Here is a 14559-nt window from a genome sequence, read left to right as displayed (position 1 = left end):
GGCGTCACGGGGCGGGGATGGCAGGCGGAAAGCGACAGCAGGAGCAGCAGGGCGGCGTGGCGCATGGGCAAGGGGAAACTCTACCTTGCACGGGGAAACGCGCGACGCGTAGATTGCCGCGCGCCCATGGCCCGGGAAAAGGACAACATCGCTCTGTCCGATGAGCACAACACCCGCGGCATCGAGCTGGCGGACCGGGGCTGGCTGGACGAGGCCATCAAGGAGTTCCGGAAGGCCATCGACCTGGACCCCACGTCGGCGCACGCGCACGACAACCTGGCCACGGTCTACGCGGAGAAGAAGCAGTTCCGCGAGGCGCTGGGCGAGTACCTCACCGCGCTGAAGCTGGAGCCGGAGAGCGCCACCGCGCACTACAACCTGGCCTGCTTCCTCTCCACCCACGCCAGCGAGATGGCCGTGGAGGAGTACAAGGAAGCCATCGAGCTGGACCCGGAGTACCCGGACGCCCACCTCAACCTGGGGCTCACCTACGCGGACCAGGGGCGGGTGGAGGAGGCGATGCGGGAGCTGCACTCCGCCATCGAGCTGGACCCGCAGGACGCCTTCCCCCGGCACGAGCTGGCGGCGCTGATGATGGACGAGGGGGACTACCGCTCCTCCATCACCCAGCTGAAGGAAGTGGTGCGGCTGGAGCCGGACAACTTCGAGGCGCAGCTGGACCTGGGCATCTGCTACGCGCAGAAGGGCTTCTACGCGGAAGCGGAGCGCGCCTACGAGCGCGCCCGGGCGCTCAACCCGGACGACCTCCTGCTCAACTACAACCTGGCGGCGCTGTACGCGCTGTGGGGCCGTCCGAAGGACGCCGTCCAGTACCTGCAGAAGGCGCTGGCGTCGGACCGGCAGAAGGTCCTGGGGTGGCTGTCCGCGGACCCCATGTTCGACGTGCTCAAGGGCGATCCGGACTTCGAAGCCCTCTTCTGAGGGAATCACACAATGGAATGGGTTTTCCTGGGGCTGGCGCTGCTGCTGGTCGTCGCGAACGGCTTCTTCGTGGCGACGGAGTTCGCCATCGTGAAGATCCGCGCCACGCGCCTGCAGTCCCTGGTGGACGAAGGCACGCCCGGCGCGTCCACGGCCCTGAAGATGGTCAGCGAGCTGGACGCGTACCTGTCCGCCACGCAGTTCGGCATCACGCTCGCGTCGCTGGGCCTGGGCTGGCTGGGTGAGCCCGCCTTCGAACACCTGCTGCATCCGGTGATGGAGAAGGTGCTGCCGGAGGCGATGGCGGCGAAGTACGGCTCCACGGCGGCGGGCATCGTCGGCTTCAGCATCATCACGTTCCTGCACATCGTGATGGGGGAGCTGGCGCCCAAGAGCGTCGCCATCCAGCGCGCGGAGCAGACGACGCTCGCGGTGGCGCTGCCCATGCGCGCGTTCTACTTCCTCTTCTACCCGGCCATCCGGCTGCTCAACTGGCTGGCGTCGCTGGTGCTCAAGGCCTTCGGCCTGCACTCCGCCAGCGAATCGCACGAGGCCACGAATGAAGAAGAGCTGCGCGTCATCCTGCACAGCTCCGCGCAGGCGGGCGCCATCACCACGGCGCGCGCGGAGCTGTTGGAGCGCGCGCTGGAGATGGCGCAGAAGACGGCGCGGCAGGTGATGGTGCCTCGCAACCAGATGCGCTACCTGGACGTGGAGGAGCCGCTCGACAAGAACGTCATCGACGCTCGCGCGTCCGGGCACACGTGGCTGCCGGTGTGCCGGGGCAACCTCGACGAGCTCGAGGGCGTGGTGAACGTGAAGGACCTGTTCTTCCTCCTGTCGCGCGGCGAATTGCGCAGCCTGTCCCAGGTGCAGCGCCCGGTGCTCTTCATCCCGGAGAACGCGACGCTGGAGCAGCTGCTCGCGGAGTTCCGCCGCCGGCGCCGGCAGATCGCCATGGTGGTGGACGAGCACGGCGGCACGTCCGGCCTGGTCACCATCGCGGACGTGGTGGCGGAGGTGGTGGGCGACGTGGCGGAGCTGGGCCGGCGCGTGGAGGAGGTTCGTGCGCTGCCCGGAGGCCGCTTCGAGCTGCCCGGCACCGCGCAGCTGGACGACCTGGAGGCCCAGCTGGACGTCACCTTCGAGCTGAGCGACGACGAGAAGGGCGAAGTCACCACCATCGCCGGCTTCCTGATGACGAAGCTGGGCCGGGTGCCGGAGCAGGGCGACAGCCTCAAGCTCGACATGTGGCGCATCCTCGTGGAGGAGGTGGACGGCCCCCGCGTGGTGCGCGTCACGGTGGAGCCGCAGTCGCGCCCCACGGCGCTGCCCAAGGATGGAACCAAGGACGGCGGCGGGCGCCCCTCGGAGCCGCCCGCGCCGTCCGGTGAGACGGGGTGAAGCGTTAGCTCTTGGTGGGCTTCACGGCCTTCTTCTTCGCGCCGCCCTGGATGGACGCCGGCTTCACCTTGGCGTTGGGGCGGTCCACCTTGAGCAGCTCCAGGTGGGTCTCCCCGTCCGTGGTCAGCTTCACGATGCCCACGTCCGGCGCGAACCACATGAAGCTCTCCATGGAGCGCCCCTCCGCGCCGGGGCGGCTGGCGCGGGCCGTGGTGATGTTCTTGATCTTCAGCGCCTTGAAGGTGCCCGCGGCGACGGTGATCTCCTCCTCGCCCACCACCGTGGCCTCCTTGTCGAAGGTCGTGGCGATGGTGGGGCGCAGGCCGCCCTTCTTGGCCGGCGGCTGGAGCTTCACGGACAGGCTGTTCTTCCAGGTGCCTCCGGGGACCATCACGGACGGCGCCGGCACGGCCGCGCCCTCCGCGTTGACCACCTGCACGTCCATGCCGGAGGCGGACAGCAGCGTGCCCTCCAGGCCGCCCAGGCCCGTGCGGACACCGTTCGCGTCACAGGTCAGGTCCGTCTGGCCGCTGCGCCCCTTGAGGCTCACCGCCAGCGTGGCCTTCACCGTCCCGTCCGGGGCGGGCGCGACGTCCTTCGTCGCCAGCACCAGCTCCGACGAGCGGCCCGCCCGGTAGGTCAGCGACAGGCCCTCCTCCATGGGGAACCAGGGGTTCGGACAGGGGGACGGCGCCGCCGCCGCGACCATGTCAGACCGGGGTGCTACCTGTGACGTCGGGGAAGCGCCCACGAGGAGCGACATGGCAAGCAAGGGCTGAAACGTAGGACGCCTCCAGAAAGATCAAGAGGAAGGTAGGGTGGGCCGGCTGCTTTGCAAGGGTGACGCAAGCTCGCTCACCTACCGGCCTGTAGCACTGGACATAGGGTCATGCGTGGCATGGTCACGCTTGATCCGCGGTGGGGTGCGTTGGTACTCCTGCCGGACGCTGCGGAGCCGAATTTTCGGCCTCGCGCGCGTTTTCACCCCGTCACACCGACGGCCGTAGGGAGAACCGCTGGCATGCGAATCAAGCGCCTGGACATCACCGGCTTCAAGTCGTTCATGGAGCGGAGCGTCTTCTCCTTCGACGAAGGCGTCACGGGCGTCGTCGGCCCCAACGGGTGTGGCAAATCCAACGTCGTGGACGCCATCCGCTGGGTGATGGGCGAGCAGAGCGCGAAGAACCTGCGCGGTCGCGGCATGGAAGACGTCATCTTCAACGGCTCGGAGAACAAGCCGCCCCTGTCCATGGCGGAGGTGTCGCTCACCTTCCTCGTGGATGACACGGACACGCTGGCGCCCCAGTACCAGGGCTTCAGCGAAATCACCGTGACGCGCCGCCTCTTCCGCAACGGCGACTCCGAGTACCTCATCAACAAGACCGTCTGCCGCCTGCTGGACATCACGGAGCTGTTCCTCGGCACGGGCGTGGGCACCAAGGCCTACTCCATCATCGAGCAGGGCCGCGTGGGCCTCATCGTCTCCAGCAAGCCGGAGGACCGCCGGCACCTGCTGGAAGAGGCCGCGGGCGTCACCAAGTACAAGGCCCGCCGCAAGGCCGCCGAGCGCAAGATGGAGGCCACCGAGGCCAACCTCCTGCGCGTCAACGACATCACCGGCGAGCTGGAGAAGCGGCTCGACACGCTGTCGCGCCAGGCGAAGAAGGCGGAGAAGTACCGCAAGCTCAAGGCGCGCATGCGGGAGATTGATCTGCACTCCGCCAGCCACCGCTCGCTGGAGCTGATGGCGGAGAAGCGCGTGCTCCAGTCGCGCCTGGAGAACCTGGGCGGCGAGGAGCGCGAGGGCCTGGACAAGGTCAAGGAGCTGGAGGAGGTCATCACCCGGCGCCGCGCGGAGCTGGACGCGGAAGGCGCGGCCCTCCAGCAGTACGCCGGTGAGGTGCACGCGCTGGAGAGCGCCCTGCAGCGCGAGGCGCAGGAGCTGTCCTACGGCCGCCGCGACTTCGAGGAGACCGGCACGCGCGTCGAGTCCGCGCAGGCGGAGCTGGACGCGCTGCTCGCGCGGCAGGCGGAAGTCGTGCAGACCATGACGGCCCGCGAGGCGGAGCTGTCGGGCATCGCCGGCTCGTACAAGGAAGACGAAGTGGCCATGCAGGTGGCGCTGGAGGAACAGCGCCGCGTCTCCGTGCTCCAGACGGAAATCTCCCTGCGCCTGGAGCAGGAGCGGGCGGGCCTGGTCGCCGTGGCCACGCGCCTGGCGAACCACGAGAGCAACCTGACCAACCTCGCGCGTCAGCGCGCGGATCTGGAGGCCCGCCGCGCGAAGCTGGCCGGTGAGCTGGAGGCCCTGCGCGCCCAGGAGCAGGAGCTGGACGCCGTGCGCACCCAGGCGGCCCGTCACGTGGAGGACACGCGCCACCTGGCGTCGGAACTGGCCGAGCGCCGGGGCCAGGAGGAGGAGGCCCTCACCCGCACGCGCGAGGCGTTCACGGAGAACGAGGTCCAGGTCATCGCGCTGCGCGAGGAGCTGAGCGACAAGCGCAGCCGCCTGTCCTCCCTGGAGGACATCCAGAAGAACTACGACGGCTTCGACCGGGGCGTGCGCGCCGTCATGGTGCGCGCGGCGGAAGCGGCCCGCGAGCAGGGCATCTTCGGCCTGGTGGCGGACGTCCTCACGGTGACCAACGCCCGCTACGAGCGCGCGGTGGAGGCCGCCCTGGGCGAGCGGCTCCAGCACGTCATCGTGGACAGCCCCGAGAAGGGCGTGGAGCTGGTGGAGTACCTGAAGGGCCACGCGGAAGGGCGCGGCACCTTCCTGCCGGTGCCCTCGGACACCCGGACCTTCGTGGAGCCGGACCTGTCGCGCCCGGGCGTGCTGGCGCACGCGCTCAAGGAAGTGTCCTGCGAGCCCGCGCTGGAGCCCGTGCTCAAGCTGCTCTTGGGTGACGTGGTCATCGTCCAGGACCTGGCCGCCGCGCGCGAGTACGCGGAGGGCACCGCCACGCCCGTGACGCTCGTCACGCTGGACGGTGAGGTGTTCCGCGCGGACGGCTCCATCACCGGCGGCGAGCGCGAGGGCGCGGCGGTGGGCGCGCTCCAGAAGAAGCGCGAGATCGCGGAGCTGGCCGCGGAAGTGGCCCGGGTGGAGGAGCGCTACAACGAAATCCTGACCCGCCACTACACGCTCCAGAAGCAGATGGGGCAGGCGGAGGCCGTCCTCAAGGGCCTGGGCAAGGAGCAGCACGCGGAGGAGGTCAACCTGGCCAGCCAGGAGAAGGACCTCCACAAGGCGAGCGAGGACCTGGCCCGCGTGCGCGAGCGGCTGCGCTCGCTGGAGGGCGAGGAGGGGCAGCTGTCCCAGAGCCACACGGCGCTCGCCAACGAGGAGGAGTCCAGCCGGGGCGAGGTGGCCCACGGCCAGGCGGACCGCGAGGCGCGCGAGGAGCGCGTGCGCCAGTACGCCGGGGAGCTGGAGGGCCTGCGCCAGCGCGCGGACGCCGCGTCCGCGGACCTGATGGGCCTGCGCGTGAAGGTGGCCGCCGGCAGCGAGCGCGGCGAGTCCGCCCGCAAGGAGCTGGAGAGCCTGGTGGCGCAGCGCCGGGACATGGAGGCGCGCGTCAGCCGCCTGCAGAACACCGTGACGGAAGGCCGCGCCAAGGTGGAGCAGCTCCAGGCCCGGCTCGCGGAGCTGGAGTCCACCAAGGACCAGCGGGCGGAGGAGCACCGCGTGGCCGCCGAGGCCCTGGAGGCCCGCCGCACCGCGCACACCACCGCCACCACCGAGGTGCGCGAGCAGGACATCGCCTTCCGCGAGCTGCGCGGCCGCCTGGACGAGCTCATGCAGGGCCTGTCGCAGATCACCCTGCGCGAGAAGGAGATTGGCCTGGAGCTGGAGCACCTGGCCGCCGGCATCCGCGAGCGCTACCAGCTGGAGCTGTCCGCGGAGCTGCACAACTACCACCTGCTGGCGCCGCTCTCTCCGGAAGTGGAGAGCGAGCTCAAGGACCTGCGCGCGCAGGTGGAGAAGATGGGGGAGATCAACCTCACCGCCATCGACGAGCACGCGGAGCTGTCCAAGCGCTTCGAGTTCCTCTCCGCCCAGCGCCAGGACCTCACGGCGTCCATCAGCCAGCTGAAGGAAGCCATCGTCCGCATCGACGCGACGAGCCGCGAGCGCTTCAAGCAGACCTTCGACGTGGTGAACGACAAGTTCCAGGCCATCTTCCCGCGCCTGTTCGGCGGTGGCCGCGCCAGCCTCATCCTCACGCAGGAGGGCCCCAACGGTGAGCCGGGCGTCGAAATCGTCGCCCAGCCGCCCGGCAAGAAGCTCCAGAGCGTCAACCTGCTGTCCGGTGGCGAGAAGGCCCTCACCGCCGTGGCGCTCATCTTCGGCATCTTCCTGATCAAACCCACCCCCTTCTGCCTCCTGGACGAGGTCGACGCCCCGCTGGATGAGGGCAACGTGGGCCGCTACAACGACATGGTGAAGGAGATGAGCCGCCAGTCGCAGTTCATCCTCATCACCCACAACAAGCGCACCATGGAGATCGCCGACACGCTCTACGGCGTCACCATGGAGGAGCCCGGCATCTCCAAGCTCGTCAGCGTGAAGATGCGCGAGGCCTCCGCGCACAACGACGACAAGGTCCCCGCCGCGTCGTAAGGCGCGGGGCAGGGCCGGTTGCTGGAACGAAGACGGGCGCCCCGGGATGTTCCCCGGAGCGCCCGTTGTCATTTCAGCGGCTTTAAAGCCGAAGGACGACTGACTACTTCTTCTTCGCCGGGCCGTAGCTCTTCTTGGGGCAGGCGCCCTGGTCCGCGGCCAGACGCTGCTGGGCGGCGGAGAGGTCCTTCTGGGTGTTGGCCAGGGCCTCCTGGCTGGCGGTCTCCACCGGGGCCCAGTCTTCCTTCTGGGCCTTCAGCTCCTGCACCAGCTTCAGGGTCGTCTGGTCCACCGTCTCCTGCGCCTTGAGCGCGTCCACCCACCTGGTGGCCGAGTCCACCAGCGCCTGGCACTTGGAGGACAGCTCGTCGAAGAGCTTGTAGTCCTTCGTCTTGGTGTACTTCTGCACGACGGCGTCATACGTGTCCGCCGCGTTGGTGCGCGCGCCGAAGGCGATGGCGGACGCGGCGGCCGTCTGGGTGCGCGCCAGCTCCAGCTGGAAGAAGCGCAGCTCCGGCGGCATGCTCGCGGAGGACTCCACCGGCGCCTGCGAGTTGAAGAACACGAAGCGGTACGGGAACTTCAGCTCACCGGACGTCGTCGCCGGCATCGCGGCGACCTTCGCCTGGAGGCAGGACGCCAGCTGATCGCCTTCCGTGCTGCCGGAGGGCTTGAAGACGACCTCCGTCGGGTTGGGCTGGCCCTTCACGATGTGGATGTCGGAGCTCAGCACCGGCGGCGTGGTCGCCTTGAAGCCGGCGAAGCACTCACACCAGTTCTTCTGCGCCAGGCGCACCGTGCCGGAGAAGTCCGAGCCCTCGTTGATGCCCATGGTGACGGAGGGGTTGTTCGCGTTGGAGTGGTCGTACTCGTACGACGCCTCCACCGGCTTCGCGTCCGCCGCCAGCGCCGCGGGCTTCACGTGCGTGTCCAGCACCTTCTGGATGCAGGCCGTGCCGGCCGGGGTGAGGTTGTCGCCGGAGACGGTGTGCGTGGCGCCCTGGGCGTTGACGGTGGACTTCACCATCACCTTGGTGCTGGCCGCGGGGCCGCGGTTGGCCGGATCCACCAGGCACTCCAGCACGTCCGGACGGACGCTCAGGAGCGCGCCCACGAGGACACCCTCGTTGGCGGGGGAGGGCAGCTCCTGCTCGTGCGGGAAGCAGGTCGCCAGGTCGAACGGGGGCTGGTTGGTGATGCGCAGCCGCTCTTCCTTGGTCATCTGCTTCTGACCTTCGGTGGCTTCGGTCTTCTGCTGGCCGGCACAGCCGGCGGTGAGGATGACGCTGGCGACGGCGAGACGCTTCAGCATGGTGAGGCTTTCTCCCGGTTGGGGTGATGGGGACTGCGGTCGGGCGCTCACTTCTCCAGGCCCTCGGCGTTCTTGAGGTCCTTGAGGCGGAGCCCGTTCTTCTTCAACAGGCGGTAGAGGCTCTGCATGGACAGGCCGGTGCGCGCTTCCGCGGCCTTCATGTCGAAGGACACCTCGCGCATGACCTCCGCGAAGTACAGCCGCTCGAAGTCCGCGAGCACCCGGTCCTTCGCTTCGTGGTACGGCATGCCGGTGACGATGGCGGCCACGTTGGTGGAGGGCTCCGTGCCCTCCGTGCGCTTGGGCGCGTGGGCCAGGAAGTCCAGCCAGCTGGTGTTGCCCGTCTCCTGCATCAGCGCGCCGCGCTCCAGCACGTTGCGCAGCTCGCGCACGTTGCCCGGCCAGTCGTAGCCCTCGAAGAGGGCCAGCGTCTGCGGCGTCAGCTCCAGCGCGGCCTTCATGCCGCGCGACAGGGCCTGCGACAGCGAGGGGATGTCATCGCGGCGGGTGCGCAGGGGCGGCAGGCGCACGCGCGCCACCGCCAGCCGGAAGTACAGGTCCGCGCGGAAGCGGCCCTGGCGCACGTCCTCCTCCAGGTTGCGGTGCGTGGAGGCGATGACGCGCACGTCCACCGCCACCGGCTGCCCGTCCAGCGACGGCACCTCGCGCGTCTCCAGCACGCGCAACAGCTTGCCCTGCACGGACAGGGGCAGCTCGCCCACCTCGTCCAAAAAGAGCGTGCCGCCGCGCGCCGCCTCGAAGATGCCGCGCGCGCCCTTGTCCTCGTTCTCCCCGGCGCGCAGGCCGCCAAACAGCTCGCGCTCCGCCTTCTCCTCGGAGATGAGGTTGCAGTCCACGACCTTGAAGGCGCCATGGCGGCGCAGCGAGTGCTGGTGCACGGCGCGCGCGGCCAATTCCTTGCCCGTGCCCGTCTCACCCTCGACGAGCAGGTTCATGTCCTCACGGGCAATCCGGCGCAGCTCCGTGAAGACCCAGCGCATCTTCTCCGAGCTGCCCACGAGCTGCCCGAAGGACTCCGCGCCAGCGACCTCCACCTCCGTCGCGCGGGCGGCCACCTTCACGGCGAGCTTCGTCTTGCCCAGCTCCACCTTGTCGCCGCTGGAGACGAAGGCCTGCAGGATGCGGCGCCCGTCCAGGAACGTGCCGTTGCGGCTGCCGGTGTCGCGCAGCAGGAGCCCCTGCGGCAGCCGCTCCACCTCCAGGTGACGGCGGCTCACCGTCGGGTCGCTCAGCACCAGGTCACCCGCGGCGTCGGAGCCCACGCGCACCAGCGAGTCCTGGGTCGTGACCTTCTTGCCCTTGTCCGGCCCGGCCACCACTTCCACCGTCCACTCATGAAGGGGGACGCGCGTGGCCTGGGCCTCGCGCTCCGCGTGGACGGTTTCGGTGACATCCGGTCTGTCAATCATGGTCACGGACCCCTGGTCGCAACGGGGCGTAGGGGGCAGAAACACCCCGCGTCGCCCTCAATCCCGCCTCTTTAGGGGGGACTGCACACACGGGGCAAGCGGAACAAGTAGACGCGGAAACGTCCGTTGAAGATGAAGACAGAAGGGGCCCGTCCGCCCCTACCAGGGACGTCGGGCCTGCCTTCCGGACTTCGTTCGGGGCTCAGTACTTCGAGGGTGCGTCGCTCGCGGGGAACGACTCCTTGGACTGCTCGTCCACCTCGTCGTCGCTGGGGTTTCCACCCGAGCGCACGCTCGCGTTGGTGGGGCTCTTCACCTCGCGCAGCGGCAGCTTGCCGGAGGTGTCCGCGCGGCCCGTGCCGGCCTGCGCGTTCATCATGCGCGCGCCCAGCAGGTTCTTGGCGCGCTCGGCCAGGTTGCGCTGCTCGTCCTGCCAGTCGCGGAAGAGCTGCGCCAGCTCCTGGTCGCCCGCGGCCTCCGCGTCGCGCAGGTACTGCTCGCTCACCGACGCCCCCTTGAGCAGGTGGTAGAGCGTGCTGATGAGGTCGTGGTGCTCATCCCGGGTCCCCGTGACTTCCTGTCCGCCCGCCATGGTGTTCCTCCCGTGAAAGGGGTGAATGCCTTGACGGAGAAAGTAGGCACTGGGGACGCGGGTGGCGTCCGGGCACGGGGCCCGGCCGCCTGGCTGCTCAAGCCTGGAGCATCGGGTCCAGCTTGCCCTCGCGGTCCAGCGCGGCCATGTCGGAATAGCCGCCCACGTGCGTCTCCCCGATGAAGATCTGCGGCACGGTGCGCTGACCGCCGCTCATCTCCACCAGCTTCGCGCGGGCGTCGTCGTCCCCGGTGACGTCCACCTCTTCGTAGGCCACGCCCTTGCGCTTGAGCAGGTCCTTCGCCCGCACGCAAAAGCCACAGTAGGTCGTCGTGTAGATCTTCACGGGCTTCATGGATTTCCTCCGGGTCTCTTGATGCCAAACCTAAGGGGCCGTTGCGCGCAGGGCCACGGGCCCGCCGCGCGCCTGGCCCCTTGAAACACGACGGCCCCCGGGACCCTGGTGGGCGCCGGAGGCCGTCAAGTCCCATCCCCCGTGACAGCGGGGAAGGGTGGGGCGACTACATGCCCATGCCGCCCATACCGCCCATGCCGCCCATGCCGCCCATGCCACCGCCGGCGGCGCCCTTGTCGTCGTCCGCCTTCGGGCGCTCGGCGACCATGGCCTCCGTGGTGAGCATCAGCGAGGCGACCGACGCCGCGTTCTGCAGCGCGGTGCGGCTCACCTTGGCCGGGTCGATGACGCCCGCGGCCAGCAGGTCCTCGTAGGCGCCGGTGGCGGCGTTGAAGCCGAAGGCACCCGTGCCCTCCTTGACCTTGTTCACCACCACGCTGCCCTCCAGGCCGCCGTTGCCGACGATCTGACGCAGCGGCTCCTCGACGGAGCGACGGATGATGTCCACGCCGGACTTCTCACCGTCGGCCAGCTTCAGGCCATCCAGGGCCTTGAGGCAGCGGATGTAGGCCACGCCGCCGCCGGGGACGACGCCCTCTTCCACGGCCGCGCGGGTCGCGTTGAGCGCGTCCTCCACGCGGGCCTTCTTCTCCTTCATCTCCGTCTCGGTCGCGGCGCCCACGTTGATGACGGCCACGCCGCCCACGAGCTTCGCGAGGCGCTCCTGGAGCTTCTCACGGTCGTAGTCGCTGGAGGTCTCCTCCACCTGGGCGCGGATCTGCTTCACGCGCGCCTCGATCTCCGTCTGGCTGCCAGCGCCGTCGACGACCGTCGTGTTGTCCTTGTCGATGGTGATGCGCTTCGCGCGGCCCAGGTCCTGGAGCGTCAGCGTGTCCAGCTTGATGCCCAGGTCCTCGGCGATCATCCGGCCGCCGGTGAGGACCGCGATGTCCTCCAGCATGGCCTTGCGGCGGTCGCCGAAGCCCGGCGCCTTCACCGCCGCCACGTTCAGCACGCCGCGGATCTTGTTCACCACCAGGGTGGCCAGGGCCTCGCCCTCCACCTCCTCGGCGATGATCAGCAGGGGCTTACCGGCGCGCGCCACCTGCTCCAGGATGGGGAGCAGGTCCTTCATCGACGAGATCTTCTTCTCGTGGATGAGGATGAGGGCGTCGTTCAGCACGACCTCCATGCGCTCCGGATCCGTCACGAAGTACGGGGACAGGTAGCCGCGGTCGAACTGCATGCCTTCCACGACGTCCAGGGTGGTGTCCAGGCCCTTGGCCTCTTCCACCGTGATGACGCCCTCCTTGCCGACCTTCTCCATCGCGTCCGCGATGATCTGGCCGATGGTGGTGTCACCGTTCGCGGAGATGGTGCCGACCTGGGCGATCTCCTTGTTGCCCTTGGTCGGCTTCGCCAGCGTCTTCAGCTCGGCGGTGATGGCGGTCACGGCCTTGTCGATGCCGCGCTTGATGTCCATCGGGTTGTGGCCCGCGGCGACCAGCTTCGCGCCCTCGCGGAAGATGGCCTGCGCCAGCACGGTGGCCGTCGTGGTGCCGTCACCGGCGACGTCGGAGGTCTTGGAGGCGACCTCCTTCACCATCTGGGCGCCCATGTTCTCGAACTTGTTCTCAAGCTCGATCTCCTTCGCCACCGTCACGCCGTCCTTCGTGATGGTGGGGGAGCCGAAGCTCTTCTCGATGACGACGTTGCGGCCCTTGGGGCCCAGGGTCACCTTGACCGCGTCGGCCAGGATGTTCACGCCGCGCAGGATCGCGTCACGCGCGCGCACTTCGAAAATGATGTCTTTCGCCATGGTCTGAAACCTCTAGAAGTTGGGAGTGGGGAGACGAACGGCGGGCTTCACTTCTCGATGATGCCCAGCACGTCCTCTTCGCGGAGGATCAGGTGATCCTCGCCGTCCAGCTTGATCTCCGTGCCCGCGTACTTGCTGAAGAGGATGGTGTCGCCGGCCTTGATGTCCATGGCGCGCACCTTGCCGTCCTCCAGCACCTTGCCGTTGCCGACGGCGATGACCTTGCCCTCGAGCGGCTTCTCCTTCGCCGTGTCGGGGATGAAGAGGCCACCCTTGGTCTTGTTCTCCTCGGCGACGCGCTTGATGATGAGCCGATCCTGCAGGGGACGAATCTTCATGGCTTGCTCCTGTGAATCGCGGCTGCCGGAGGCGGACGGAAGGTCCGGACCGGGATGCCGCAGGGGTTGTTGAAAAAAGGCCTGTGGGCCCCGGCGTTGGCACTCGCACCCGCTGAGTGCTAACGCCCAGGCGCGGCGGATAATAACCAGGGACTTCACCTCGTCAAGCGACGTCGGGACATCTGTCCGGATGCCGCTAAATACCCGTCCTGATTGGGCTTTTCCGAAAAACATTCCCGCCTGTCGCACCTGCCCGGAAGGCCGTGCCGGGTGTCCGGACGTTGGCACTCGCCGGGGCCGAGTGCCAGCGTAAGTCCTTGATAAGACTCAGGTGCGTTTTGCCGGCGCCCGGGGACGTGACTACGCTTGGTGGAGCGTGTCCTGGTGGCTCCGGGCGCTGGGCCGGGGGCCTTCCAGGCTTCATCCGGGAGGTGTGCTCGATGAGCGGACTGGTGACGTCCTCTTCCTCGCTGAAGGAGTTCTTCCGGGAACTGCTTCTGGAGGTCGCGGCCCGGCAGCGGGTGGCGCTGGGCGAGTCCACCGAGTTCTATCTGGTGAACCTGCTGGCGGAGTTCGCGGCCACGGACAAGCTGTTCAGCCGTGACGCGGAGGGCCGGCGCGACCATGAGCCGCTGGCGGAGCTGTACCACCGCGCGCTGCAGCAGGAGCGCGAGGAGCGCATCCGCACGCTGCGGCGGCTGGGCGACGTGTCGCTCTACAAGGTCGGCTTCTTCTCCGGCGCGCTGCAGCAGGGGATGGTGGGCCCGGACTACTACATCCAGATGGGCGGCGCCGCGTACGGGCAGGTGGCGGAGCTGGTGCCCGCGGGCGGCTTCACCGGCGTGTACCGGGAGCTGTGCGACAAGTTCCGCTCGCTCGCGGAGCTGCTGGAGGAGATCAGCGCGCGCGGCCTGGTGAGCGCGGGGCCCGCGGGCGCGCTGCGCGTCTACGAATCCTGGGTGCGCACGGGCGACGACAAGCTGGAGCGCGTGCTGGTGGACGCGGGCTGGGTCCCGCGCAAGGGGCCGCTTGCCAACTGACGCCGGGGACTTCCCGCTCGTGGGGCGCCTCCAGGCCCACCTGGAGGCCATCTACGGCTTCCGGTGCGAGGCCCGCGCGGAGGCCTTCGTGGTGGTGGACGCGCAGGTCGCCGCGCTCCTGGGCGGTACCGGGCGCGCGCCGGAGGAGCTGCTCGTCCTGGAGGCCCGGGGCGGGCTGGAGGTGGCGCTCTACCTGGACCCCGGCTTGCGCGAGCGCATGGAGCGCTATTCGGCCAGCCCGCTGGCCTCCGTGCTGGAGGGGGACCTGGACGGCTACTGCCAGGTGACCGAGGGCGTCAGCCACTTCCTCTACGTCGCGCACACGGCGCACTACGAGCGCACGGTGTCGCTGCTGGAGCTGGAGGCCCAGGCGGAGGTGGACAAGTTCGTCGTGTGCCTGCTGCACCGCTGGGGCGAGGGCGTGGCCGGGTGGGCGCGGGAGCTGTTGGGGCGCCTCTTCGACCGCGTGGCCTACCAGCCCCTGCTGACGGTGGAGGAGCGCTGGCGCTACGAGGAGGCGAACCGGCTGTCGCGGCGCTTCTGCGCGCGGCTCATGCCGCACGTCCTGGAACGGCGGTTGGACCGGCTCCTCGGCGACCTGCGTTATGCCTACCGGCTGGGAGCGGAGGCCAAGCTGCGCCACTTCGCGCACGGCGGTTGAGGGTCCCGGCCGCTGCCTGCATCGGGTAGGGTGGGGGCATGC

General features: G+C 69.1%; 12 protein-coding genes. 5 read left to right on the top strand and 7 right to left on the bottom strand.

The genetic code is table 11. From position 1 onward, the window contains the following. Positions 1-126: 126 nt before the first annotated feature. A complete protein-coding gene (locus tag D7X55_RS22320; RefSeq protein ID WP_120552107.1) occupies positions 127-942 on the top strand; it encodes a lipopolysaccharide assembly protein LapB in 816 nt (271 codons plus the stop codon). Between the two features lie 12 nt (positions 943-954). Next, the gene (locus D7X55_RS22315) at positions 955-2346 is read left to right on the top strand and encodes a hemolysin family protein (protein WP_120552108.1); all 1392 of its coding nucleotides are present in this window, start codon (positions 955-957) and stop codon (positions 2344-2346) included. 4 nt (positions 2347-2350) lie between these two features. On the opposite strand, the gene D7X55_RS22310 is transcribed toward D7X55_RS22315, so the two are convergent. After that, positions 2351-3055 (bottom strand): hypothetical protein, encoded by a 705-nt coding sequence (locus D7X55_RS22310; protein WP_120552109.1) that lies wholly within the window; start codon positions 3053-3055, stop codon positions 2351-2353. 312 nt (positions 3056-3367) lie between these two features. Between D7X55_RS22310 and smc the strand changes: the two genes are divergently transcribed. Then, complete coding sequence (gene smc / locus D7X55_RS22305; RefSeq protein WP_121724125.1) at positions 3368-6970, top strand: chromosome segregation protein SMC; 3603 nt, start codon at positions 3368-3370, stop codon at positions 6968-6970. Positions 6971-7073: 103 nt separating this feature from the next. Here smc and D7X55_RS22300 read toward each other — a convergent pair whose 3' ends face one another. The 6 genes from D7X55_RS22300 to groES form a co-directional block, all read right to left on the bottom strand. Beyond that, entirely contained in the window at positions 7074-8282 is a 1209-nt protein-coding gene (locus D7X55_RS22300) for a hypothetical protein (RefSeq protein WP_120552111.1), read from the bottom strand. A 47-nt stretch (positions 8283-8329) separates the two neighbouring features. Next, positions 8330-9712 carry a sigma 54-interacting transcriptional regulator gene (locus D7X55_RS22295; RefSeq protein WP_120552112.1) on the bottom strand — a complete coding sequence of 461 codons (1383 nt, stop codon included), beginning with the start codon at positions 9710-9712 and terminating at the stop codon, positions 8330-8332. Positions 9713-9914: 202 nt separating this feature from the next. Further along, complete coding sequence (locus tag D7X55_RS22290) at positions 9915-10304, bottom strand: hypothetical protein (RefSeq protein WP_121724124.1); 390 nt, start codon at positions 10302-10304, stop codon at positions 9915-9917. A 97-nt stretch (positions 10305-10401) separates the two neighbouring features. Next, on the bottom strand, positions 10402-10659 hold the full coding sequence (grxC, locus tag D7X55_RS22285; RefSeq protein WP_120552114.1) for a glutaredoxin 3: 258 nt from the start codon (positions 10657-10659) through the stop codon (positions 10402-10404). Between the two features lie 166 nt (positions 10660-10825). Next, positions 10826-12478, bottom strand: a complete 1653-nt coding sequence (groL, locus tag D7X55_RS22280) for a chaperonin GroEL (protein WP_120552115.1) — start codon at positions 12476-12478, stop codon at positions 10826-10828. Positions 12479-12525: 47 nt separating this feature from the next. Continuing rightward, positions 12526-12816, bottom strand: a complete 291-nt coding sequence (gene groES, locus D7X55_RS22275; protein WP_014395362.1) for a co-chaperone GroES — start codon at positions 12814-12816, stop codon at positions 12526-12528. A 440-nt stretch (positions 12817-13256) separates the two neighbouring features. Here groES and D7X55_RS22270 point away from each other — a divergent pair, with 440 nt between their 5' ends. Beyond that, complete coding sequence (locus D7X55_RS22270; RefSeq protein WP_120552116.1) at positions 13257-13856, top strand: hypothetical protein; 600 nt, start codon at positions 13257-13259, stop codon at positions 13854-13856. Next, a complete protein-coding gene (locus D7X55_RS22265; RefSeq protein WP_120552117.1) occupies positions 13846-14517 on the top strand; it encodes a hypothetical protein in 672 nt (223 codons plus the stop codon). The genes D7X55_RS22270 and D7X55_RS22265 overlap by 11 nt, the downstream gene beginning before the upstream one ends. Positions 14518-14559: the final 42 nt, after the last annotated feature.

This window comes from Corallococcus sp. AB049A (genome assembly GCF_003668885.1).
Classification (GTDB): domain Bacteria; phylum Myxococcota; class Myxococcia; order Myxococcales; family Myxococcaceae; genus Corallococcus; species Corallococcus interemptor.
Note: the sequence above shows the minus strand (reverse complement) of the source record. Positions and strands in the feature narration are given on the sequence as shown.